The organism is Shimia sp., assembly GCF_022448905.1.
In the GTDB taxonomy this organism is placed as follows: Bacteria; Pseudomonadota; Alphaproteobacteria; order Rhodobacterales; family Rhodobacteraceae; genus Shimia.
On record NZ_JAKVCW010000013.1, the window covers coordinates 118,481 to 143,149 of the forward strand.

Annotated in this window: 21 protein-coding genes and 1 pseudogene; 8 read left to right on the forward strand and 14 right to left on the reverse strand. The window is 55.8% G+C overall.

The features are described from left to right. Positions 1–70: 70 nt before the first annotated feature. The gene (locus tag MK208_RS15920; RefSeq protein ID WP_294118323.1) at positions 71–2,056 is read right to left on the reverse strand and encodes a TonB-dependent receptor; all 1,986 of its coding nucleotides are present in this window, start codon (positions 2,054–2,056) and stop codon (positions 71–73) included. Between the two features lie 416 nt (positions 2,057–2,472). Between MK208_RS15920 and MK208_RS15925 the strand changes: the two genes are divergently transcribed. The 7 genes from MK208_RS15925 (at position 2,473) to mvaD (ending at position 10,924) form a co-directional block, all read left to right on the forward strand. Further along, complete coding sequence (locus MK208_RS15925) at positions 2,473–3,651, forward strand: PLP-dependent aspartate aminotransferase family protein (RefSeq protein WP_294118324.1); 1,179 nt, start codon at positions 2,473–2,475, stop codon at positions 3,649–3,651. Between the two features lie 989 nt (positions 3,652–4,640). Then, a complete protein-coding gene (locus tag MK208_RS15930; protein WP_294118325.1) occupies positions 4,641–5,675 on the forward strand; it encodes a hydroxymethylglutaryl-CoA reductase in 1,035 nt (344 codons plus the stop codon). Continuing rightward, positions 5,672–6,727 carry a type 2 isopentenyl-diphosphate Delta-isomerase gene (gene fni / locus MK208_RS15935; RefSeq protein ID WP_294118347.1) on the forward strand — a complete coding sequence of 352 codons (1,056 nt, stop codon included), beginning with the start codon at positions 5,672–5,674 and terminating at the stop codon, positions 6,725–6,727. Before MK208_RS15930 ends, fni begins: the two co-directional genes overlap by 4 nt. After that, positions 6,724–7,875, forward strand: coding sequence for a hydroxymethylglutaryl-CoA synthase (locus MK208_RS15940; RefSeq protein ID WP_294118327.1), 1,152 nt, complete (start codon positions 6,724–6,726; stop codon positions 7,873–7,875). The genes fni and MK208_RS15940 overlap by 4 nt, the downstream gene beginning before the upstream one ends. Further along, entirely contained in the window at positions 7,856–8,986 is a 1,131-nt protein-coding gene (locus tag MK208_RS15945; protein WP_294118328.1) for a hypothetical protein, read from the forward strand. Before MK208_RS15940 ends, MK208_RS15945 begins: the two co-directional genes overlap by 20 nt. Then, entirely contained in the window at positions 8,983–9,918 is a 936-nt protein-coding gene (locus MK208_RS15950; RefSeq protein WP_294118329.1) for a hypothetical protein, read from the forward strand. The genes MK208_RS15945 and MK208_RS15950 overlap by 4 nt, the downstream gene beginning before the upstream one ends. After that, entirely contained in the window at positions 9,911–10,924 is a 1,014-nt protein-coding gene (gene mvaD, locus MK208_RS15955) for a diphosphomevalonate decarboxylase (protein WP_294118330.1), read from the forward strand. Before MK208_RS15950 ends, mvaD begins: the two co-directional genes overlap by 8 nt. A gap of 188 nt (positions 10,925–11,112) precedes the next feature. Here the strand turns inward: mvaD and MK208_RS15960 are convergent. The 7 genes and pseudogenes from MK208_RS15960 to MK208_RS15990 all read right to left on the reverse strand — a co-directional run. Next, a pseudogene (locus MK208_RS15960) lies at positions 11,113–11,295 on the reverse strand (transposase); the annotation flags it as partial. A 622-nt stretch (positions 11,296–11,917) separates the two neighbouring features. Continuing rightward, the gene (locus MK208_RS15965; protein WP_294118332.1) at positions 11,918–13,384 is read right to left on the reverse strand and encodes a mannitol dehydrogenase family protein; all 1,467 of its coding nucleotides are present in this window, start codon (positions 13,382–13,384) and stop codon (positions 11,918–11,920) included. A gap of 75 nt (positions 13,385–13,459) precedes the next feature. Further along, complete coding sequence (locus MK208_RS15970) at positions 13,460–14,464, reverse strand: ABC transporter ATP-binding protein (protein ID WP_294118334.1); 1,005 nt, start codon at positions 14,462–14,464, stop codon at positions 13,460–13,462. A 9-nt stretch (positions 14,465–14,473) separates the two neighbouring features. Continuing rightward, the gene (locus tag MK208_RS15975; protein ID WP_294118335.1) at positions 14,474–15,307 is read right to left on the reverse strand and encodes a carbohydrate ABC transporter permease; all 834 of its coding nucleotides are present in this window, start codon (positions 15,305–15,307) and stop codon (positions 14,474–14,476) included. Positions 15,308–15,313: 6 nt separating this feature from the next. Continuing rightward, positions 15,314–16,252, reverse strand: a complete 939-nt coding sequence (locus MK208_RS15980; protein WP_294118336.1) for a sugar ABC transporter permease — start codon at positions 16,250–16,252, stop codon at positions 15,314–15,316. Positions 16,253–16,412: 160 nt separating this feature from the next. Then, a complete protein-coding gene (locus MK208_RS15985; RefSeq protein ID WP_294118337.1) occupies positions 16,413–17,660 on the reverse strand; it encodes a sugar ABC transporter substrate-binding protein in 1,248 nt (415 codons plus the stop codon). Positions 17,661–17,813: 153 nt separating this feature from the next. After that, positions 17,814–18,845, reverse strand: a complete 1,032-nt coding sequence (locus tag MK208_RS15990) for a LacI family DNA-binding transcriptional regulator (protein ID WP_294118338.1) — start codon at positions 18,843–18,845, stop codon at positions 17,814–17,816. Between the two features lie 282 nt (positions 18,846–19,127). Here MK208_RS15990 and MK208_RS15995 point away from each other — a divergent pair, with 282 nt between their 5' ends. Continuing rightward, positions 19,128–19,814 (forward strand): GntR family transcriptional regulator, encoded by a 687-nt coding sequence (locus tag MK208_RS15995; protein WP_294118339.1) that lies wholly within the window; start codon positions 19,128–19,130, stop codon positions 19,812–19,814. A 36-nt stretch (positions 19,815–19,850) separates the two neighbouring features. Here the strand turns inward: MK208_RS15995 and MK208_RS16000 are convergent, their stop codons facing one another. Genes MK208_RS16000 through MK208_RS16025 form a run of 6 tightly spaced genes read right to left on the reverse strand, consistent with a single transcriptional unit; the run spans position 19,851 to position 24,628 of the window. Then, the gene (locus MK208_RS16000; RefSeq protein ID WP_294118340.1) at positions 19,851–20,717 is read right to left on the reverse strand and encodes a dioxygenase; all 867 of its coding nucleotides are present in this window, start codon (positions 20,715–20,717) and stop codon (positions 19,851–19,853) included. A gap of 9 nt (positions 20,718–20,726) precedes the next feature. Then, positions 20,727–22,034 (reverse strand): TRAP transporter large permease subunit, encoded by a 1,308-nt coding sequence (locus MK208_RS16005; RefSeq protein WP_294118341.1) that lies wholly within the window; start codon positions 22,032–22,034, stop codon positions 20,727–20,729. Beyond that, positions 22,031–22,591 carry a TRAP transporter small permease gene (locus MK208_RS16010; protein WP_294118342.1) on the reverse strand — a complete coding sequence of 187 codons (561 nt, stop codon included), beginning with the start codon at positions 22,589–22,591 and terminating at the stop codon, positions 22,031–22,033. Before MK208_RS16010 ends, MK208_RS16005 begins: the two co-directional genes overlap by 4 nt. 33 nt (positions 22,592–22,624) lie before the next feature. Further along, entirely contained in the window at positions 22,625–23,689 is a 1,065-nt protein-coding gene (locus tag MK208_RS16015) for a C4-dicarboxylate TRAP transporter substrate-binding protein (RefSeq protein WP_294118343.1), read from the reverse strand. Between the two features lie 39 nt (positions 23,690–23,728). After that, the gene (locus MK208_RS16020; RefSeq protein WP_294118344.1) at positions 23,729–24,184 is read right to left on the reverse strand and encodes an OsmC family protein; all 456 of its coding nucleotides are present in this window, start codon (positions 24,182–24,184) and stop codon (positions 23,729–23,731) included. 12 nt (positions 24,185–24,196) lie between these two features. Then, positions 24,197–24,628, reverse strand: coding sequence for a malonic semialdehyde reductase (locus MK208_RS16025; protein WP_294118345.1), 432 nt, complete (start codon positions 24,626–24,628; stop codon positions 24,197–24,199). Between the last annotated feature and the right edge of the window lie 41 nt (positions 24,629–24,669).

The following is a 24,669-nucleotide window of genomic DNA, read 5'->3' on the forward strand; positions in this document are numbered from 1 at the left end:
CCAATTAAATAAGCCCCACCATAAAGCAATGATGGGGCTGCTCTCTAGATGTTAGGCCCTGTTGCCGGTCTTAGAACTTTGCGATCGCTTGAATAACAAAGGTTCTTCCGGGCTCCTTAATCGGGGAGAAGCTTGGATCACTTGGGTAGTCGCCACCGTAGGACGCACGATCAGAGTAATCTTCATCGAACAGGTTCAAAACTTCACCACGAATAGTCCAATTCGACATCGATGGTGGCGTATACTCTGCGAACAAGTTCACCACCTCATACCCTTTGAGGCCTTGGGTCGGCCAAGGGTTGGCCCCATTGTAGGTAGGGTTGTAGTCCAAAGCCATATCTAGGCTGCCGCCAATAATCAAATTGTTAGCTTGGGGAATCCGCTGCATGATTTCGAACGCAATGATTTCTCCTAAAGGAGCACCATAATCGATCATCTCTCCCGACGGTACGAGATTCCCGTCCCGCTTGGTTTCAGTGTTTGAATAGGAGAATCGAGCGGAACCAAGGTCCCATGCGAAGCCCGCGTTCAGGTTGTAACCTTGACTGGAAAAGTCAAAGTTTTGATCCCCATCGCGCGCATCAGCGACTTCGGTACGGAATACTTCGCCACCAACGGAGAAACCTCCGCGTCGGAAATCAAAACCAATGTTGGCGTTCTCTGCTCGAGACGCCTTAATCCCAGTGTAATCCCACTGCCCCCACTGGGAGAACTGTGGGTCCGTTTGCCAAAAGTTGTACCCATCTTCGATTTGCAGCCCACCAAAGACGTTCGAGTATCCAGCTCTGAGACTGAACTCGTTGGTGACATCAAAGATTGCCGAAGCGTTTCCACTGAAACCGGAGAAAGTGTCTGTATAACCGTCACCACCTTCAAACTTTTGTGTATCTCCGCGCACACCTGCGGAAATGCGCCAGCGATCCGAGGGTTCAAAACGGGCCTGCGCAAAAACTCCAAAGTTTTGAGCATTTTCAGAGCGGCGTGTGGAGCTGCTGAAGTACTCAGCGTCTCTGTCATAGTAGTCAATACCAGCAACGATTGTGTTAGTATCCGAGAGATGGAACGTGTTTTGAGCTTTGAATGACAGCGTTTTGGTTTCTGTATTACTGTCCTCAGAAACAGGCGCAAAAATGCTGCTGTCAGAATAACCCAAAACAATCTGAGGGTCCCAATTCCCGCCGCCGTTTGTGAGCCCATAATTGAACGACAGATTGGTACGTTCGGTATCGTATTGCACCAAACCAGCTTGGCTATTGCCAAAGTTTGCACGTCGATTGCGAAGTGCATCATCAAATAGCTTTTGTCCGGAGAGCTCAAAACGGTGCCCAGTGTCACTCTCATAGGCTAGCTTCAACAAGCCAGACTGCATGTCGGCTGCAGTACCAGTCGCGATTACGCCTGATCCGTCTTCATAGTCGTCACCCTTCGCAGACCTTACATACCCAAGAACTTCCCAACCATTAGATGCCGCAGCCACAGTAGCGGACCCATTCAGAGTTTTGCCGTTGTCGGCAAACCCAAGACGCACTTCGCCACCGAACGTTTCACCTTCGGAAATTATGTCCGTTGCATCTTTGGTTTCCATGATCACTGCGCCAGCAACAGCATTGGGACCAGTGTCTGCCGCAGCAACACCGGGATCAACCCGAACAAACTTTAGCAGTCCAGGATCAAAAACGCTTGCTGAGACGTGGTGAAAGCTGCGGTTGTTTTGAAGAACACCATCCATCGACACAACCAAATTCAGCATATCGATGCCGTTCACGAAGATTTTCTGCGCAACCGGAATAGCACCGCCGACGGAAACGTTGGCCATACCCGCAAAAACATCTTTCATGTCGCCAAGACGCGCGCGCTCCAGCTCCGCGTCTGCAGCATAGACCGATGCACCGCGGTCAGCTGCGCCGCGTTGTTCGTCTTGCGCCTCAATGGTGATTGTGTCGAGCGTGTAGTACTCATCTTCAAGGTCCTGAGCCATTGCTGCGGTGGCAGGCAATACCGCCGCCAGACAAGTGCTCATCAACCCAGCGCGCGTGCTGGTGCGAAAAACAGACATGAGCGTCCCCCTTCTCCATAATTGGGTGTCGTGCTCTGGCTGTCTTCGTCTGGAAAATCTGGCTGAGTTCGGCGCCTGATAGCGTGGAGGTTTTTGACATGCAAGTGCATGACACGCTTTGTTGTGGCAAGGCGCGATGGAATTGTCACACTTTCCTAACTATAAGTATGCCTACCGAAAACGATTGCAAAACCGTGTTGGCTTGCTCCTTTGCTGGCCGAGCTTTAGAAAGGTTGTCCGTACTCAGACCAAACCTCGCTTCGACGTTTTTACCCAGTCCCCAGCCCAGCGAGCCATGCCTTAAAACTCCGCAGGCGTCTTCCCTCTGTTCAACCGCAAACATTTGCCTTGCCCCTTTATCTTGCCTTTGAAATAAAGCCGAAAATTTCCGCTCTCTGACAATTTGGCGAGACCCGATGTCCGTAAAAAACCGCACCTCCTTGGCCACCCGCGTTATCCATTCCGGACATGAACCTGATCCGGCAACCGGCGCGGTTGTTCCGCCGCTTTATACGGCAACAACCTATGTTCAGGACGGCATTGGCAAGAACCGTGGCTACGATTACTCGCGATCTGGCAACCCAACGCGTCAACGTGTAGAGGCGTGTCTCGCGGACCTCGAAAACGCCCAGGCCGCTTTTGTTTTTCCTTCCGGCCTCTCCGCTGCTTCAACAATGTTGGCAACATTGAAGCCAGGCGCAAAGATTGTAGCTCACGAAGACCTCTACGGCGGCGTCTACCGTCTGCTCGCGCAAGTTGGTCCGGCCATGTCCGGATGCAAAGTTGATTTGGTGGATTTCTGCGACATCGACGCCCTAACAACGGCGGCCAAAGGTGCCGACCTTCTATGGTTCGAAACGCCCTCCAACCCACTTCTAAAGATTGTCGACCTAACCGCAGTTGCCAAAATCGCCCGGGAGGTTGATGCCATCACAGTATGTGACAGCACATTTGCCTCTCCCTGTGGTCAGCTTCCATTGGACCACGGCATCGACGTGGTGATGCACTCGGCAACCAAGTTTCTGGGCGGTCATTCCGATCTTCTGGGAGGCGTCCTTTCCGTCTCCGAAAACGCCAAAGACGGCCTTGCGGACCGGATCGGCTATCTACAAAATGCGCTTGGTGCTGTGATGTGCCCAAGCGACTGCGCACTTCTGTTGCGGTCTTTGCGCACCCTCGCCCTGCGCGTGGAACGCCAGACAACCTCCGCCGCCTTTCTGGCTGAGAAACTGACTGCAAACGCTGCGGATCTGGGCATTGCAGAGGTAATCTATCCCGGACTCGCAACGCATCCCGGCCACACCATTGCCACGCGCCAGATGTCCAACTTCGGCGCACTCATCTCTCTGCGACTGATGGGCGGCTTAGACCGCGTCGAACGTGTCCTGACCGCCACACACCTGTTCCACTTCGCCGTGAGCCTTGGCAGTGTTGAGAGCCTGATCCAGCACCCGGCATCCCTCACCCATGCCGCTGTAGCGGAGGAACACCGCGAAAAGATCAGCATTGGCAACGATCTAATTCGCCTGTCCGTAGGCTGCGAAGACACGGCTGATTTGGCCGCCGACCTGGAAGCTGCCTTTTCGCAGCGCTAGCCCAATCGGCCACAACGGATTCGAGGTCCTTTTGCCCCCCTTAACGTCTAAATACACCTCACGCACTTTGCGTGAGGCTGAAATCCAGTTCGCGCTGTAGCTCGCTTCGCAATTCGCGCAGGGCAAATGATCCCAATATCGTTGCCCCAACCGAAGACCACGACCGGCACCTAAGCGCTTCGCCGCCACTACATTACAAGCAGCTCCGACCGTCACAACGCGCACACCAATATCGCGGTCCATTTCAGGCATCAGAACATTCAAGAATACCAGAGCAGGCGATTCAGCCTGCCCCCAACTGATCCAACAGTTGCAAGCCATTTTGGCGTGTGCCCCCCCCCCCAATCTTCAGAATCTTCTGCAATGAAGCTGGCAAAATCGGGATTACCATCCGCACAAAAAGATCAGTCATAAGGAAAGACCTTCTCAACACTGGGTGACGTGAATTTTGTCTTCACCTCTGAAGAATTTTTCAGCCGATGGAGCAACAAAGCCAGCCTCGGTCATTTGTTTGCCATTGCTCCAAGCACAGGTGCGGAATTCCCACGAGTCGCTGGCTTGCCTTCCTCGGAATTTTGAGCGCGGTACGAAGGCCTTTCCGGAGCCTTGTCCCCCAAGCAAGCTGCATTTAGATCCTTCTTCGCACAACACGATGCCTTAACCCGCGCGGTGCAGACTGCGATCAGTTCATCTTCGAACACGCCTTTCCCCTCCAGCGCCTGCGGCACTGCGTCCAGGACACAAGCTGCAAGTCGCAACGAAGGCAAAAACCTGACGCTAGAAACGCAGTTTGTTGACTTGCACCGTATTGTAGAGCCTGTTAGTGGAACCTTGTTTTTCAGCATTTCCGGAGCCGCATCTGACCGTTCCTAAGAGCGCTGACAGGTCCCCGGAACAGCCCTCCCTGAGCTTGCCTGGGTTGCTTTATCTTCTTGTCCAAAAGTGACATTGTCGCGCCTGGACGAACTGACTGACTGGCGGAGAATTCATTGAGGGACCGTTCAACCTACACAACCCCGCTGCCGACACAATGGGTCGGCCCGATCGCGTTTCGGGGCTCCATCGTTGACGGAGAGATAAGTGCGCCACTTGCGACTTATGAGAAGCCGCTTTGGCCGTCGACCGCGCGTGGCGCAATCGTGTCGCGTCGCTCCGGCGGTATAAACGTCACGCTTGTGGACGAGCGCATGACCCGCTCCCTTGCCTTCCGCGCCACCGATGGCGCATCCGCAATCGCAGCCTGGAACGCCATTCAAACCCGCCAGGACGAAGTTGCCACGGTGGTCAGCAGCACCAGTCGTTTTGCCCGATTGATTGACCTCAACCGTCAGTTTGCAGGCAATCTCCTGTTTGTCCGGCTGGAATGCGCCACCGGCGACGCCTCCGGTCACAACATGGTGACCAAAGCCGCCGAGGCCGTGCAAAACTGGATTCTGTCCGAGTACCCCGAGCTCGCTTACGCATCGATTTCCGGGAACATGTGCACCGACAAAAAAACCTCAGCGGTCAACGGTCTATTGGGCCGAGGCAAATATGTTGTCGCCGACATGCTGATCCCCAAACGCATTGTAGAACGGGTTCTGCACAGCAGTGCGGATAAAATCGTACGGCTCAACTACGAGAAAAACTATGTTGGCAGTACAATTGCTGGCTCGCTGAGAACAGCGAACGCGCATTTCGCCAACATGCTTCTTGGTTTCTATCTGGCGACAGGCCAAGACGCTGCAAACATCATCGAAGCCAGCCAAAGTATGGTTCATTGCGAAGACCGTGACGGTGACCTCTACTTTTCTTGCACGTTCCCAAACCTCATCGTTGGGTCAGTCGGTGCCGGAAAAGACATTCCAGAGATCCAGGAAAACCTTGAAAAAATGGGGTGCCAGGACGAGAGAGCGCCGGGCGATAACGCGCGCCGGCTGGCCGGCATCTGCGCTGGCGTTGTCCTGTGCGGGGAATTGTCACTCTTGGCAGCGCAAACGAATCCTGGCGAACTGGTTCGCACCCATATGGAACTGGAGCGATGACCGACAGCCAAATTGCAGACCGCAAAGTCGAACACATTCGCATCATCACATCGGACACAGGTGTTGAGCGGAACAACAGCGGCTTTGACCAAATCCAGCTGACACACCGCGCGTTGCCCGAGTTGAACTTCGGGGATATCAACACGCAAACCACCTTCCTCGGCAAACCGCTGAGTTTTCCGCTTTTGATTTCCTCGATGACCGGAGGAACAGGTGACGAAATCCTGCGGATCAACCGCAACCTAGCGACAGCCGCCGAAAAGACCGGCGTCGCTATGGCTGTTGGGTCTCAGCGCGTCATGTTTACCGATCAATCGGCGACATCAAGCTTTGCCTTACGAGACGTGGCCCCTACCACACCAATCGTTGGCAATGTTGGTGCGGTGCAACTGAATTACGGTTTTGGGCATTCCGAATGCTTAGAAGCTGTAGAGGCTATTCAGGCGGACGGGCTGTATTTGCACCTGAACCCTCTTCAGGAAGTGATCCAGCCCGAAGGCGATGTCAATTTCGCGGGCCTTCTCGCTCAAATCGCGGTCATCACCGAGGTTCTCCCTGTGCCAGTGCTGTTGAAAGAGATTGGCTGCGGCTTGTCGGCACAAGACATTCAACTGGCTTTTGACGCTGGCGTTCGACATTTCGACGTCGCGGGGCGCGGCGGCACCTCCTGGAGCCGGATTGAATACCACCGTCGTGCCCACGATGGCGACGACTTGGGCTTGGTTTTTCAAGATTGGGGCTTAACTACAGTCGATGCTCTGCAGGACGCGCGCGCGTATCTAAGCAAAGCAAACGAAACAACAACTTTGATTGCCAGTGGAGGCATTCGAAACGGCATTGATATGGCAAAGTCGCTGATACTTGGCGCAGACCTATGCGGCGTCGCGGCGCCGTTCCTGAGCGCCGCGCAAACGTCCAGCGAAGCAGTCGTGGCAGTGATTGAGAAATTCCGACGAGAGTTTCAAACCGCTATGTTCCTGCTCGGCTGCCAGAACATTGCCGCGCTTCGGTGTAACGCTGACCTTCTGAGACAACATGGGAACTCGCTTTGACAACACCGGGTATTGAGGCGCTGAGCTTTTTCACGCCACGCAGATATGTCCACCTCAATGAATTGGCCACCCATCATGGGATTGATCCGGCCAAGTTCTCTCGAGGCATTGGCCAGGAGAAGATCGCGCTGCCAAATGCGGACGAAGACATCGTCACAATGGCGGCAGAGGCCGCTTTGCCAATTGTGGAACGTGTTGGCGTAGAAAGCATCGACACTGTTCTTTTTGCGACGGAAACCGGGATTGATCAGTCCAAGGCCGCCGCAATTTACGTCCACCGCCTGTTGGGACTGTCGCCCAACTGCCGCTGCGTCGAACTCAAGCAGGCCTGTTATTCCGCCACCGCAGCGCTGCAAATGGCAGCCAGCTATGTGGCCCGGAAGCCAAGCCGCAAGGTTCTGGTCATTGCCTCCGATGTGGCGCGCTATGACCTTGGCAGCTCCGGCGAAGCCACCCAGGGTGCAGGTGCGGTTGCGATCCTCGTCAGTTCCGAACCCAAAATAGCCGAAATCGGCACCGAGTCCGGCCTATACACTGAAGACTGCATGGATTTTTGGCGACCAAACCATCGTCGCACCCCCTTGTTTGATGGCAAAGCATCGACCCTGCGCTATCTCAACGCGCTCGTGGAAGCCTGGAAAGACTACCAGGCAAACGGCGGCTTGGACTACGATGCCTTCTCCCGGTTCTGCTTCCATGTGCCCTTCTCCCGAATGGGGGAGAAAGCCAATAGCCACCTCGCCAAGGCCAACGGCCAAAAACAAAATCCTGACCACGTGCTGCCAAGCCTGATTTACAATCGGCAGGTCGGCAACTGCTATTCCGCGTCCCTCTATCTGGCCCTCATCTCCGTGCTTGAAAACGACGAAACCGATCTCACCGGCAAAAACATCGGGCTATTCAGCTACGGTTCCGGTGCGACGGGTGAGTTTTTTGACCTTCGCGTTCAGCCAGGCTACGCCGAGCATCTGTTCCCGGAGCAACACCAAAGCCTTCTGCAAGACCGCGACGCCATCGACTATGATGGCTACATCACGCTGTGGCACGAAAAAGACCTGACACAAGGCACGCAAGAATGTGCGTCCGGTCGGTTCCGTTTGACCGGCATCGAAGACGACAAACGAATTTATGTCGATCAGCAGGCCTGAAGCGGGGGCATATGCGCCGGGCAAGCTGATCTTGTCCGGTGAACACTCGGTGCTCTACGGCGCTCCGGCCTTGGCGATTGCCATTGCCCGCTATACCGAGGTGTGGTTCACACCGATGGGCCTTGGAGAGGGGCTCAAAACCGCGTTCTCCAATCTGTCCGATGGTGCCAACTATCCGCTCAAGCTGGTTGCCAAGTTCAAAACCTCTCTGGACAACCGGTTTGAGCAGTTTGCACGCGGCGAATTACGTGTTCAGGACGTTCTTACCAAACCCGATGACCTTGCGGTTTATGCGCTTGCCTCTCTGTTGCAGGACAAACCTGTGAACGGCGACGCGATACCTGGCATTGGCGCGCAATGGCCCCTGCCCTCGCCTGGCGAGCTCGGCAGCCGCTCCGACCTCCCCATTGGCGCAGGCATGGGCTCCTCTGCCGCCATCGTCGCCGCCACAACAGTCTTGTTTGAACGCCTTTTGGCACGTCCTAAGACGGTACAGGAGCGTCTTGACCGTGTCCGCTTCTGTGAGCGCCTCAAACATGGCAAAGCCGGCCCAATAGATGCAGCCGCGGTTGTGCTAGGCGGCTTGGTGCGGGTCGAAAACATCCGCGACAACGCCGAACAAGTCCAACTGCCTGAAACGCATGACCTTGTGTCCGGTAACGGCTGGTACTGGGTCCTGCACGGACGCCCCGAAAGCAGCACCGGAGAATGTGTGAGCGCCGTCGCGGCGGCACACGGTCAGGACACAGGCCTCTGGGCCGATTTTGCAGCTTGTACCAAGGAAATAGAAGGCCACCTTCTGACCAATGGCGCCCCCAATGCGGCCATCGCAGAAAACCAACGCCTTCTCGAACGGATCGGAATCGTGCCGGATGCCGCCACGGCCTTTGTCAAAGAGGTAGAAAATCTAGGCGGCGCAGCCAAACTCTGCGGCGCAGGCTCGGTGCGCGGCGCCAACGGCGGCATGATCCTGGTTCGGATCAACGATCCCGAAGCGATGAGCGCGCTGATGTCCAATCACCCGAGTTTACAGTGGGACACCTTGCAGATGTCACCTGTTGGGGCGGGCCATGGCACGCCGCCTGTGCCAGTTGCAGGGCTCCCGACGTGACCCAACAAGCGGAAAGCATATTGGTTAGCGCCCCTGGCTCCATCATGATCACAGGCGAACATGCGGTGGTCTACGGACATCGTGCCATTGTCGCCGCCATCGAACAGCGAGTTGAGGTCACATTACGCCTTCGCACTGACGGCCTTGTCCGCGTAACTTCGGAAATTGCGCCTCCACTGGAGTGTTCCGCAACTGCTCTCCCCCGAAGTGGCCCTTACAAATTTGTGCTGGCCGCTTTGGAGGTCCACAAGAGCGCCATTGCCTCGGGCTGCGACCTGGACATCCGCTCTGAGATAGATCCAACTTTGGGCCTGGGGTCCTCTGCCGCTGTAACAATCGCAACCTTAGGCGCGCTGTCCAATTGCAGCGGACGGACCGACACCAAACAGCTGCACCAAGATGCGCTCAAGATTGTGCGGGAAATTCAAGGCCGCGGCAGCGGCGCTGATCTCGCGGCCAGCCTCTTGGGGGGATTGATCTCTTACCGGGCGCCCACATCCGAAAATACCAACGCCGAGATTTCGCCTCTTCCGCTTCCGCAGGTGCCGGTCAGTCTTCGATACTGCGGCTACAAAACTCCAACCGCCGAAGTCCTCCGTCTAATCGCGGAGCGACGCGTGGGACAGGAGGCCTTTTTTGACGCGCTCTACAAACGTATGGGCGAGGCTGCTGAAATAGCCATCAAGGCGGCACAAGCCAAAGATGCCGCGTTCTACGCCGCACTATCCACCTATCAGGATCTGATGGGCGAACTGGGCGTCAGCGACCCTACGCTGGACCAGATCATAGCGGACGCCACTCGCGCGCCAGAAACCTTGGCCGCAAAAATTTCCGGCTCCGGACTGGGGGACTGCGTTGTTGCGTTTGGTCCAACACCAGTGGACTTCCGTCCTGTAACCATCGCGACAGAAGGACTTGTTGTGCATGACTGACGCTGTTCGCACACTCATTTCAAAAGCCATGGCCGATGTGCCGGATGTACAGCCAGCAGAGGCCTTTGCACCAAGCAACATCGCCCTGTCCAAGTACTGGGGCAAACGTGACAAGGCCCGCAATCTGCCTCTCAACAGCTCGATTTCGATCTCTCTTGGAGATCTGGGGTCGCACACTTCTGTCGCCCTCTCACCAACCGACAAGGACGAAGTGACTCTGGACGGAGAAACTCTGGATCCGGACAGTGCCTTCGCCGCGCGCACCTTGGGCTTTGTCGATATGTTCAGAGGCGACAAACACCTGCCCCTGCTTGTGCAAACACGCAACACGATCCCGACCGCAGCCGGCTTGGCCTCCTCCGCCTCCGGATTTGCGGCGCTGACACAAGCGCTTTGTGCAGCCTTTGATCTGTCTCTCTCCGGCACAGACATGAGCCGCATCGCCCGCCTCGGCAGCGGCAGCGCCACCCGATCACTGTGGCATGGCTTTGTGAAATGGTCCAAAGGTGAAGCCGAAGACGGTAGCGACAGCCACGGCATCAAACTTGACCACCGATGGGACAACCTGCGGATCGCAATTATCCCCGTAGACAAAGGCATCAAACCCCAATCCTCTCGCGACGGCATGAACCACTCCGCGCGCACCAGCCCACTGTTCCCCACTTGGCCTGCTCAGGCAGAGAAGGACTGCGCGTTCATTGAAACCGCCATCCTGGAGCGCAACTTTGACGCCCTTGGGCCGCGTGTTGAAGCAAACGCGCTGGCCATGCACGCCACTATGATCGCAGCCCGCCCCCCTTTGGCTTACCTGACCGAGAAAAGCTGGTCCGTTTTGGCAAACCTCTGGAACGCGCGCGACAACGGCTTGTCAGCCTTTGCCACGATGGACGCCGGCCCAAATGTGAAGTTGGTTTTTGAAGAAAACAGCACAAGCGACGTGCTGTCTGTTTTTCCAGAGGCCCAAGTGATTTCCCCATTTTCGGACCACGCCCAAGCACCAAGTTGACCGACCACCAAGGCAACATGGACCTGGCTCTGTCATTTGGCGCTCATCAGAAAACACTCATTGCTGCAAAGAAGGCGAACTAAGTGACTGGACCTGATTGACCTGAGCACCAAGTTTCCTGCTGCTCCTGTAGAGTTCTTGGGTTTAGCTTGATGGCCTTAAGCGGCCAGTTTGTCCATCATCGGTTTCTCGTCTTCCAGCGCCCGGAGCGTCTTTGCGTCTGACGGTTCCATACCGCCATACTTACTCTTGTATTAGTGGAAGGAGCCCTGACTGATCCCATAGCGCCTGCACACGTAAGCCGCCGTCTCGCCAACTTCCTGCTCCTGGAGCATCTGAAGGATCTGCTCATCGGTGAAGCTCGCCTTCATTGCTCCGTCTTGAAGTTGGGCAGTCTCTACACAAAGCTGCTGGAGAGTAAGGGGCTCAGATCATGGTCTTTTCTTCGCCATTATCGGCAGCCGGCCCCATCAGCATTGCAAAGACGGCCTAGTCGCTCGCTGTACCCAACACGGCATGTGAAATGCGCCTCAAATCTGACAACCGACCTGCATTTAAGCCAGCATTTCAAAAATGCTGTGCGGCAGAACGAACGAGAGACAGTGCGTTAGGTCATTACGCCTGCAACCTTTGATCCGAAGAAGCAATGTGTCACCCATGGTGAATAGGCGGATATGGTATGCAAAGTGTCCTCAGTCAAATTTGCAAAAAAGACCGCTCTTAAATGAATGTCCAGCCCCCTTTGCATCTACGCCTCTAACAGCTTGGATGAGTTCTTTGACCATGGTTCAGACCTTGACCAAGGCGATCGCACCTTGACGCCCTTTCGGTCAGAACAACCAGTTCCAGCCCCTCGGCCTTCAGGAGGTTTACAGTTTACGCAATAGGTTGATGTTTTGAGCAAAGCCAATTCTGGGAAAATCCTTCCCTCAGCCGCCCCATGAACAACGGCGTATGTTCGATTCCTGCTTAGAGGAATGAGACCCAGATGAGTCACCCATCAACGTAACCCGCAATGGTAGCTTCAACCCCATCCGAGTACAGCTGCGCAAGAAACCGCGAAAATGCCTCCGAGAATCCGCCACTGTCGGCAATGTCGCCGTAAATATGTCGTTGCTCCAACCATGCTTGCGGCGTCTGCTTTGCCGCATTGGCAGCTTCAGAGAGGCGCGCCCAATCCGGGTCATTGGCCTTGATTGTGCTGCCATCTTCCCGCACGCCCTGGCACATGCGCGCCCAAAGCGCCTGAGACAAAGCTAAGCCATTCGTTGGCGTCCCTGCGGCCAAGGCAGTTCGAATGATCGGCAAAACGGCCCCTGAGTGGCGGCTGGATCCATCAAACGCCACCCGTCTGACAGTGTCGACCATCGCGGGGTTGGAGAAGCGCGCGTCGATAAGGTCCACATAGGCTTCTGGCGAGATCTCAGGCACGGGGGTGATGTGAGGCAGGATTTCTTCAAGCGCCACTTTTCGAAACAGCGCTTTGATCATAGGAGTGCGCATCGCGTCTGCGATTGTGTGGAGCCCCAGTATCTCAGCTGGCGCTGCAATCACTTGATGACCGCCGTTAAGTAACTGAAGTTTCATCGCTTCATAGTCGTGCACGCGATCTGAAACCGTTACACCGACGTCCTCCAGCGGGGGGCGACCGGCGCAAAAGTCATCTTCGATCACCCATTGACGAAAATTTTCATGTGTCACAGGCGCAGCGTCGCCTATGCCGATGCTTTGCGCCAAGGCCACCTCTCCTGGTCCGGTGGCGGGTACGATACAATCCACCATGGAATTCGGAAAACTAACAGTCTCTGCAATCCATTGCGCCAGATCAGGGGCGCTTAGCTTGGCCAAGCCTATCACTACCTCTTTAAGAATGCGCCCATTGCCCGGCAAGTTGTCACAGCTCATGCAGGTGAAAGGACCAATGGCCGCGGCCCGCCGCACTTTCAGCGCTGCGACAATGGCGCCAAAGGCGGTGCGAGGGGTGTCACGGTTGACCGCGTCATGCTGAATATCGGGATGCGTGCGCGAGAACCGTTTGTCAGCTGGATCGAGGAAATAACCCCCTTCGGTGACCGTTAGGGACACAATCCGGATACGCGGGTCCGAAAGTTGGCGGATCAAGGCGCGATTGCCCTCCTCGATCGACACAAAATCAACCATCGCCCCGACCACCTCGGCAGAGGAGCCGGACGGGTCCAGTTCGATCAGGGTTGTGAGGTAATCCTGAGCCGCCAGCTTATCGCGTTGCGCACTGTCATAATCGCGCACCCCTGCGCCGATGATGGCCCAGTCCAGCGCTTTGCCCAGCTGCATAAGACGGTGCAAATACCACGCCTGATGCGCGCGGTGGAAATTGCCAACGCCAATATGCACGATCCCCGGGGTAAGCGCCGCGCGATCGTAAGTCGGCACAAGAACACCTTCCGGCATCTCTTGAAGTGTCGCGTTGCTGAGCTTCATCGTTTCCGATCTCCTCGCGGGGTATCCCATCAGCTCTTCTTTCTTTGCGGCTGGGTTAAAGGGCGTAGGGCGGCATCACACGATGCGCAGCCCATCTGTGTCGAACTTGTGGATCTGCTCAGCCTGCGGCGTCAGATAAACCGTGTCGCCATGGCGCACAGCAATATCGCCGGTGATGCGCACAGTGAACGTCTCCGCAAGCCCCGTGTCATGCACGTGGATGAAAGTGTCGGATCCAAGATGTTCTGCCACGCCGACCACTCCTTTCCACAGACCTTCCGTCGTGCTGACCTCGGTGTGTTCAGGGCGGAGACCAATGGTGTGAGCGCCTTGTTTGGCCGCTTCGTCTCCTGAGATGAAGTTCATCTTGGGGGACCCAATAAAGCCGGCCACAAACTTGTTTCGTGGTTTGTGATAAAGCTCCAGCGGAGAACCAACTTGTTCGATCACACCGGCCTGCAGCACCACAATCTTGTCAGCCATGGTCATGGCTTCGACCTGATCGTGGGTCACATAGATCATCGTGGTTTGCATACGGTTGTGCATCTCGCTGATCTCAAGGCGCATACCCACGCGCAAGGCAGCGTCCAGGTTGGACAGGGGCTCGTCAAAAAGGAAAGCCGAGGGATCGCGCACAATGGCACGGCCGATGGCAACCCTCTGGCGCTGTCCACCGGAGAGCTGCCCTGGCTTGCGGTCCAGATAATCCGTGAGGTTCAACGCATTGGCCGCCGCGGCTATGCGCTTTTCCTGCTCGTCCTCATCCACGCCCGCCATGCGCATCGGAAAGGCAATGTTCTTGCGCACCGTCATGTGCGGATAAAGCGCATAGGATTGAAACACCATTGCCAACCCACGCTTGGAGGGCGGCACCTCTGTCATGTTTTCATCGTCAATGATGACCTTGCCCGAGGTTGTTTCCTCTAGCCCGGCAATCAGCCTGAGCAATGTGGACTTACCGCAGCCTGACGGCCCTACGAAAACCGCGAACTCACCGTCTTCAATGGTCAGGTTCAGTGGTGGAATGACCTCCACGTCACCGAAAGACTTGGTCACGTTTTCAAGTTGAATGCGTCCCATGACGTTTCCTTACTTCACGGCGCCAAAGGTCAGGCCTTGGACCAATTGTTTTTGACAGAACCAGCCGAGCACCACGATGGGGCCAACAGCGGCAGTGGAGACAGCCGACAGGCGGCCAAAGAATAGGCCTTCGGGTGCGCGATTGCCTTCGATGAGTTTGGAAAGCGTGGCAGCGTCGGTGGTGGTTAGACGCACCGTCCAATACGCCTCGTTCCAGCAAAAGATGAAGCACAGCAGCGCGGTCGAGGCGATGCCTCCCCAAGCCAGCGGGATCAGGATTTCCTTGATCTCCCCGAGCGTATCGACGCCGTCCATTTTGCCAGCCTCGATGATGTCCTTGGGGATCTCCTTGAAGTAGGTGAAGAGCATCCAGATCACGATCGGCAGGTTGATTAGGCTTAGCACCAGAATGATCATGAAGTGGGTATCAAACAGTCCCAGACTCTTGGTTAAAAAGGTCATCGGGTAGAGCACTGCAGCAGCGGGCAGCATCTTGGTAGACAACATCCACATCAGCACATCTTTGGTGCGCTTGGTCGGGTTGAACGCCATGGCGTAGGCCGCTGGAATACTCACCACAAGCGTGAAGATCGTGGCAAACACAGAGGTGATGACCGAGTTGCGCGCAAAGCGCCAATAGTCGTAGTTTTCGGTCATATTGAGATAGTTTTCGAGCGTCGGTGTGAACCAGAGCAGATACTCAGACTTCACCGCATCAGCATCGGTTTTGAAGCTGGTCAGCACCATCCAGAAGATTGGGAAGAAAAACAGGAGCCCCACAATCCAGGCCAGCACTGGCCAGAGGACATTCGAGAGTTTTGAAGATTGTGCAACGATGGCCATGGTCCGTTACTCCATCAAAGTCTTGCCAATCATGCGCAGCAGAAAAATTGCGACGATGTTGGCAAGGATGACTGCGAAGATGCCGGTTGCGCTGGCAGCTCCGATGTTGTTGTTGGCAAACTCACCGATCAGATATGGCAGGTTCTTGTTGCCGTTCCCGCGGCTGACGATCTCGATCTCCGCGTAAAGTGACAGGTGGAAAATCGCCTGGATCATCACCACGATGGCAATTGGTCGGCCCAAGTGCGGCAAGGTGAGAAAGCGAAACTGTGACCACGGACCAGCACCGTCCAAAACAGCCGCCTCTTTCTGTTGCTGGTCCTCAGACTGCAGTGACGTCATGAAAATCAGCACCGCAAAGGGGGTCCACTGCCATGTCACCATAATGATGACCGCAAGGGCGGAGGTCTGTGTGGCCCGGAAAGAGATCGGTGTGAGCTCCGGCCAAAGTGAGAAAAACCAACCCACAAGCGGCGCATTGCGCAGTCCCTCAACCATGTCGTTGATGCTGCCCACTGTGATGCCCTGCAGACCAAGCACAGGATCCAAGATCATATTGATCCACAGAACGGCGTTTACGGCTGGCATGACAAAGAAAGGCGAAATCAGCAGCACGCGAACGATCCCACGACCCGGAAAGGCACGGTTGATCAACACGGCGATCAGCACACCGAGGATCACGGTCAAAAAAAGGATGCTGCAGACAATGACGAGGCTGTTTTGGATCGAGAGCAAGAAATCTTTGGACTTCAGGACAAATTCGTAGTTCCCAAACCCCCGCCAGTTGCTCAAACTGGGGCTGGTCCATTCAGGTCGCCGCAGGCTGTTCAGCACATAGCGAATGAACGAAAAATACAAGGTCATTCCTAGCGGCACCAGCATCCAGACTAAGAGCAATAGGACCGCTGGGGTTTGCAGGAGCCTTGGAAGCGTTCTCTTAGACATGAGGCTTTCCTCCCGCCAAGACGATAAAATCGTTCAGCGTGTTGTTCGTAGATTGCAATTGGGTGAAGGGTACGTGTCGCTAAGTTATCAGAGCAAGCCAGCGATTAGCTTTAAAAGGAGGGCGACGCTAGGGACCGCAACCCTCCCGGGGAGCAGAGGCTTAATAGTAGCCAGCCTCTTTCATGATCGCATCAGCAGCCGCCTGTGAAGCAGCCAGGGCCTCATCGACAGACTTGGCACCAGACAATGCTGCGGCCATCTCTTGAGCAACAGCGGAGCCCACTTCTGGGAACTCAGGGATGGCAGCAAACTGCACACCTACGTATGGCTTCAAGTCCGTCGCCTGTGGTGCAGCGCTTTCAATCGCCATCATTTCCGCCTTGGCGAAACCGGCCGCGGCCTGGAACTCAGGCAACGCATAGGTGGACGCCCGTTGTCCTGTCGGAACTGAACCCCAACCAAACTCTGGGTGGTTACCAACAGCTTGCACATACTCTTTGGAAGTTGCCCACTCGATGAAATCGGACGCCGCCTCGGCGTTTGGAGAGCCAGCCGGAATGGCCATGGCCCAGGCCCATAGCCAGTTGGCACCGACGGAGTTACCTGCGTTTGGCGATTGCGCGTAAGCAACGCCATCTACTTCCAGGAAGGACGCAGCAATTGTGGCGTCAATCCACATCCCGCATTTGCCTTCGTTATAAAGGGCAAGAATTTCGTTGAACGAGTTGCCTTCTGAGCCCGGAGGACCGTAGTTGCCAAGCAGGTCAACGTAGAAGTTGATTGCTGCGCGCCACTCGTCGCTGTCGATGGTTGGGCGATAGTCTTTGTCAAACCAAGCGCCGCCAAAGGAATTCACCACCGTTGTGATAAAGGCCATGTTGTCGCCCCAACCTGGCTTGCCGCGCAGGCAGGCGCCGTAAACGCCTTCGTCTGGGTTGTGGATCGCGGCGGCTGCAGCTTTCACATTATCCCAGCTGTCGTTGTCGGCAATGTTCACGCCGGCAGCGTCCGTGAGGTCTTTGCGATACATCACCATGGAACTCTCGCCATAGAACGGCGCCGCATACATTTGGCCCTCGTGGCTCAGCCCCGCGCGGATCGCAGGCAAGATGTCCCCTTCATCATAGGTGGCGCCGAACTTGAGAGGCTCAATCCAGCCTGCCGCGCCCCAGATAGCTGCTTCCTGCATGCCAATGTTGATGATGTCATACTGGCCACCACCGGTGGCCGTATCGGAGGTCACTTGCTCGCGCAGAACACCTTCCTCCAGCGAAACCCAGTTCAGTTCCACTCCGGTCTCTGCCGTGTAGGCTTCAGCAACCTTTTGCATGTTGATCATGTGACCGTTGTTCACGATCGCAATGGTCAGGCTGGTGTCGGCAGCAGCTGCACCGGCCATCAAGGTCATGGCACTCACCGCACCAAGCACGTTTCTTTAGGACATCCGATCCTCCCTGTCTCTGGATGTTGCCCGCACAGGCTATCGTCGCAATGCGCCTTGCGTCAGTTTATTTTTTTTACGCGCGCAAATTTTTATAATTACATGAGACTAATCAATGCATTACGCAGAGCCGCGCATAATCAACCGCCCCTCAAATAATGTAACATCCCGCGTTGTCGCACGCTGCCTCGACTCAATTAGCCTCAAAAGTGTCTCCACACTCCTCGCCCCAATGGAATCGTAGTCTTGAGAAACCGTGGTCAACGACGGACAGGTGTATTGCGAGAACGGATGGTTATCGTGCCCCGCCACGCGCAACGCACTGCCTGCGCCTAAACCAACGCGCAACCCGTTTTCATAGGCAGCGGACAAAAAACCAATCGCCAAACGGTCGTTGGAACACAGCACTGTGTTGGTTGGCAGCAGGCGATTGGAAATCAACCGTGTGCCTTCGCGAAATCCAATCTCCTCAAAGTCCCAGCCCTCGCCATCTGTCTGGATCAAATGTGGCTTCTGGTCCAAACGTTCCATTGCCGCGACATAGGCTGCTCGCCGTTTGTATGCGTTTGGGTTGATAGGAGACTTCATTTCAAAAAACACCGGAGGCTCCCCGGTTCTGCACAGGTATTCGACAATCAGTTCAATGCTTTGGTCATTGTCGGAACCAAAGAAGGCCTCCCCGACCCCTTCCAGATTGGCATCAAAAAGAACCGTCGGAACTTCCTCTGCGAACTCGGCCACCTTTGCAGTGTCAGACGCGCGTCCCAATGGGGCCAAAAGCACCCCTGCCGGCTTGATCGCGCGTAAACTGTCCAGGTTGGCGATTTCCTGCTCTGGCCCCGCGTGGGAACTCAGCAACAGTGGGTTAAATCCCGCCTTCAAAATCATCCCTTCCATTGTCCGAGCAATACCGGCAAAAAACGGATCGGTCAGATTGGGCACCACCAGACCGATGTTTTTTGTCTGCCTTCGGTTTTGATTGATCGCATAAATATTGGGTCGGTAATTATATTGCTCCAATGCCGCTTCGATGCGCGCACGCGTGGTTTTCCGCACGCTCTCCGGATCGTTGAAATACTTCGAAATCGTTGGCCGGGAAATCCCGCTGATCGCAGCGAAGTCTTCCATGTTTTTGATTTTGGGCTCGCTCATTGCCTGTCCTTCTGGCGCAAATTCGCGCGTTCGCTTCCAAAACTAATGTAAAACGCCAGTCAAAGACATCTGAAACTTGACGCCCGGAAAGTTAGTTCACCACACAGCGGGACTCAGGCGCGCACGCCCCGCGCACCATTCCCTTGAGGCGAAAATTGTTCTAGACAGCATTGACTGATCGGAAGCCAGCCCTCGCATTTTTCTCTGCTCTCGAAGCAAAAACAGTATCCCAAATTTGCGATTTTTCATTGCGAAGATCCACAATTTCGATATTTTTAAGTTATGTTTAATCCAGTCGAAACACCGCCAGTTAAGCCGACTGGCGAAACCGGATCCGCCACGCAGCAAGCTTATGCAGCGTTGCGTCGAATGATCGTTATCGGGGAGTTGTCCCCTGGCGAGAAACTTAAAATCGACACATTGCGAAAGACGCTGGACACCGGGGCCTCTCCTGTCCGCGAAGCACTAAGCCTTTTGGTGAGCGATCAACTGGTTGAACGACTTGATCAGCGCGGGTTTCGGACAGCCTCTGCAAGCCGCGGCAATTTCGAAGAGATCCTGATGCTGCGCTGTCACCTGGAAGAGATGGCCCTTCGGCGCAGCATTACCTCCGGCAATCAAAACTGGGAGGAAAGCCTTGTCCTCGCCCACCACCGTATGGGGCGGCAGAACCGGGACGATGTGGAAGCCTTTGAAGAGCGCCACAAAGCCTTTCACATGGCACTGCTTTCCGCCTGTGACTCCCCAATTTTGCTCAAGTTTTGCAACCAACTGTATGATCTCAATGTGCGCTACCGCTATCTCGCGGGACGCGCATCGGGCTATCAAAAGCGGGACGTCAGCAACGAACACGCGGACATTTTGGCGGCAACCGTCGAACGCAACGCCAATCTGGCGGTGGAACGCTTGATTTCACACTATCGGCAAACCGGCGACTTCCTGACGGCGCAGTTTGACACCCCAGAGTAGGCAGTCGGCCCGCCCCTCAGGACAGGCCAACACTGCTCAAGCTTTCGCCAATACCAGATCAAAGTCGACCCGCGCGTAGGGCCCATTGACCTTGCCGGACAGTTCAAACCCATCTGGGAAGCTGCCAGCAGGCTGCGGGACATAGGTCATGACCAAGTCCTCGCGCACACCAAACACCGTATCCTGATCCAGATAAGGATCATCGTCCGGGAACACTTCCGTCACCAGCGAGCGGAAGCCATCGGCGGTCACGATGTAATGCAAGTGTGATGGGCGCCACGGATGCCGCCCGGCCGCATTGAGAATATCACCAACCGGCCCATCTGAGGGCACAGTGTATTCCACGGGTCGCACCGTGGTGAACGCGTAGCGTCCATTTTCATCCGCCGTCATCAGCCCATGGAACGAATGGGTGTCCTGCTCCGGGTCCTGGCTGGAATACATCCCGTTCGGTGCAGTCTGCCAAATGTCGATCTGGGCGCCCGGGATCGCATTACCCTCCGTATCACGCACGGTTCCTTCAACGAGCACGGTTTCACCTTCATAATCCCGCTTCATATCCCCCCCAACCGCAAGCGGCGGCGGATTGGACACATGGAATGGGCCAAGCACGGAGGAACTGGTGGCCTCCGGAGTGGAGTGCAGCATATCCACCAGCGAGGACAGGCCCATGACATCGGACAGCAACACAAACTCTTGACGCTCAGCGGTGGTTATCTCCCCTGCCCGCGTCAGAAAGTCGATCCCAACCCGCCACTCGTCGTGGGTCAAGTTCACCTCCCGGGCAAAGTCATGGATGTGACGCGCCAAAGCCGAAAGCACTTCTTTGACGCGCGGGTCCGTGTCATCGCCAAAATAGGACGTAAAAACGTCGGTTATATTGTCTTTGGTGACAGAGCGCATGGGCGCCTCCTAGTTCAGAATAGCGAGGCTGAGCGCCGGGTAGCGGATCAGCAGGATAAGAACGATCAGCATCACACCCGCAAAGGGCAGCGCGCCGAGGAACACATCTTTGAGCGAGATGCGGTCATCGTTCAGCGTGGCTTTGATCACAAAGCAGGAAATACCGAGCGGCGGCGTCAGCAGGCCGATTTCGGCGCCCACCACGGTGATGATGCCAAACCACACCAGGCTGAGCCCCATCGGCTCTACCAAAGGCAGGAACAGCGGCACAACGATCAGGATGATCGAGGCTGTATCCAAAAGCGTGCCGAGGAACAGCATCAGCAGGACATACAACAGCATCACAGTGAAGAAGCTGGCATGGCTGTTGGCGAGCATGTCGCCCAACTCATTTGGCAAGCCCGCGAGACCAAGCATACGGCTGTAAATCGACGCCGCGGTGATCAAAAACAAGATCGACGCGGTGATATAGCCGGTCTCGAGCAGCGCTTCCCAGAACCCTTTGGCGGTCATACGGCGGCGCACAAGCGCGATCAGAAGCGCAACAAGCGATCCTGTGGCCCCGGCCTCCACAGGCGTTAGCCACCCGGTGTAGATGCCACCCAGAACAACAAAGATCAGCCCCACGGTCGGCAATGTCTTGGAGGCAATCTCACCCCAGCGCATCGCCTCAAAGTCTTCTGCCGGACGTCCGCCAACAAAATTCGGAAAGAACCGCCCCATGAAGAAAATCGCGCCCACATAGGCCACCGCCAACATGAGGCCCGGCACGACACCGGCTAGGAACATCTCTCCCACAGATTGCTCAGCCACGAAGGAGTAGATGATCAGCATGGCCGACGGCGGAATGATCATACCCAAAACCGAAGACCCGGCGACCACCCCAACGGCAAAGCGCGGGTTGTAGTCGTACTTGAGCATCTGCGGCACGGACACCTTGGAGAACACAGAAGCGGAGGCGATGGAGCTGCCGGTCACGGCGGCAAACACCGCGTTGGCCCCAACCGTGGCCATGCCAATGCCGCCTTTTACCCGCCGAAAGCCGGTACTCATGACGTCATAAACGTCTGCGCCGAGCCCGGCTTTGGACACCACAAGCCCCATGAAGGTAAACAGCGGCACCGTGGCAAACGTGTACTCCATCACACTGTCCCCAACGGCGATCTTCAACAGGTTCATCGCCAGATCGAAGTTGTCCCGCATCAGCCAGATGGAGACAAAGGACACCACGCCCAGCGCAATCGGAATATACATCCCGAGGTAAATCAGGACGACAATGGCAACGACAGAGGCCATGCCAATTTCAAGCGGACTCATTCTTTGTCCTCATGTTCGGGAGCACGGATCAGCTCTGATTTTTCAGCAGGGGAAAGAACTTTGAAGGCAAAGAGCACCGCACAAAGGGTCGCGCTGGCAAAAATGGTGAGCTTGATAGGCCACCACGGCGCTGTGAAAATGCCCGGCACGCCAAAATAGTCACGTGTGTCCAGCATCTCCAGAAACTCGGGCCAGATGGTAATCGCCACCAGTGTCATGAAGATCGCGCTGATCGTGTCGATGACGTGGCGCAGTATATTGGCAAAGCGCGGAAACCTGTGGCCAATCACCACCAGGAACCCGTCCGAGCGAGTTAGTCTATTTACCCGCACCACATCCGGCAGCTGAAGGAATACAATCAGCACCATGGCAAATTGCACCACTTCATAAGCCCCACGGAACGGCGCGTTGAACACACCCCGCGCCACCACATCAAAGTTCACGATCAGGACAAGGCCCAGCACCACCAGCGTGCCAATGGCGTTGGCGCCAATTGCGGTGGTGCTGGCAATTCCGGAAAGGGCCCGGAGTGTCTTGCCAAAAACAGAGGTCGTCACAGTCAGGCCCTTTCAGTCTTTTGGATCAGCCGATCACTCGGTCCAGTTGCGCACGCCGGTGTAGCCAGCGGCTTCGAGCTTGCCGAGGTAAGCGCTGAGCATCTCGCTGCCTGGCTCCCCCTTGTCGTCCAACGTCTTGGCCCACTCCGCCGCAATGTTTGGCATCGCTGCCGCCCATTTGGCGCGGTCTTCGGTGGTCACGTCAACAATGGTGCCGCCTGCCGCGGCGTAAGAATCCCGGCTTTCTGCAGCGCGATCCATGGCAATACCAGCCACGTGATCCCGATACATCACCGCGACCTCTTGCAGGGCGGTTTTGACTTCATCCGGCAAACCTTCCCAGTAGTCTTTGTTCACTGTGATGGTTTTGGAGTTCACTGCGCCCAGGTCTGCCCGCAGCATGTAAGGGGCCACTTCCGCGATTTTGAAGGTCTTGGCCGCTTCTGGCCACAGCATGGCTTTGTCCACCAGCCCCGTGTCGAGCATGTTGTAAAAGTCAGTAAGCCCCCCACGTACGCCAGCGGCCCCCTCGATACCTTCCAGATAGCGCAAGTTCATACCGGCGCCGGCAACCTTGGCACCTTCCATGTCACTCACCGAACTCACAGGTTCCTTGGAGAATACCTGATAGGTGTCCAGCACCACGCCAGTCGCCAGGTAGACCTGATTTTGTTTGGCAAACTCGTTCTGCATTGTTGGGTATTCTTTGGCGATCTCGTCCACCGCCTTGGCCACCGCACGCGCATCCGCTGCCACAAAAGGCGTCACCGCAGAAATCGCCTGAGAGGGCAGTTTGGAGCTGTGGAAAATCGTGGTCACGATGCCAATGTCACCAAGGCCAAGTTTGACCCCTTCGAGCACACCTTTGGGCTTCACAATCGAACCACCATAACTCTCTTGCCAGTCCATTTTGTAGTTGCCGGTCTTGGCGAGCTTTTTGTCCACCTCTGGGATGAAGAAATTGGTGAATTCCTTGACCCAAAGCGCGCGCGCCGGATACCCGTCTATAACAACTGCTTTGATGGTTTCCTGTGCAAATGCCGGGGCTGCAGCCAATCCGGCCATCAATGCGCCCAGCGCCAGTCCTTTGTTAATCATTCCCATCGTCTCCTCCCTGGATGGTTCAAATTTACGAGGTCATTTTTTGGTCCAACTGACCTCCACCTCTGTGCCTGCATTTTTGTACATCTTTGAAACGGCACAGTATTTTTCGGTTTCCGCCGCCACCTGCGCCAACTCCTCTGCGCTGGCAGCCCCGTCTGACATCACGTCCAGACGAATGGCTTTGAACGGCACCTCGATCTCTTCCTGCAACAACACGCCGCGCCGGTCGAAATCGATCTCCATCTCAAACTCGAGATGCCCAACGTCGACGCCCAACTTGGCCGCACATTTGTGCCCGATGGTGTTGGTGCAACCGACCAAGGCGGCATAGGCTGTTTCGGTTGGCGAAAACCCAAGATTGGTCCCGCCCCGCTCCACAGGCTCGTCAATGGTCAGCGACAGGTCGCGTGTATGCACGACGCAATGGCTATGACTGCTGGCAAAACCAGACATCTTGATCGTCACAACAGTCTTTTGACGAATGGCCATAGAGTTAGATCCTCACGCGTAGTTGCAGGCTTGTTCGAACGGAAACCTCGGCAGCTTCTGGAACAGCGCGGCTTCATCCGCATAGCCAAGGTTACACAGGAAATTTGACCGCAGTGTGGTTCCGGCAAAAAACTCTTCATCCACAACTGCATTTGAAAACCCGCTCATGGCGCCAACGTCCAGTCCAAGCGCCCGTGCTGCAATCATGAAGTACGCCCCCTGCAACGTGCCATTGCGAAACGCGGTGGTTTCACTGTGCTCAGGTTTGCCTTCAAAATATGGGCGGCGATCTTCATGTGGAAACAGGAACGGCAGGTAGCGCCAGAATTCCAAATCATGGGCGATGATCGCCGTCACCGGCGCAGCCATCATCTTGTCGATGTTTTTGTCCTTCAACGACTTGGCCAGCCGCTCCTTGCCCTCTTGGCTTTTGTCCGTCGTCAAAGTTTTTGGAACCAAAAGCGGCGTGAACTAAGAGAGTGTTC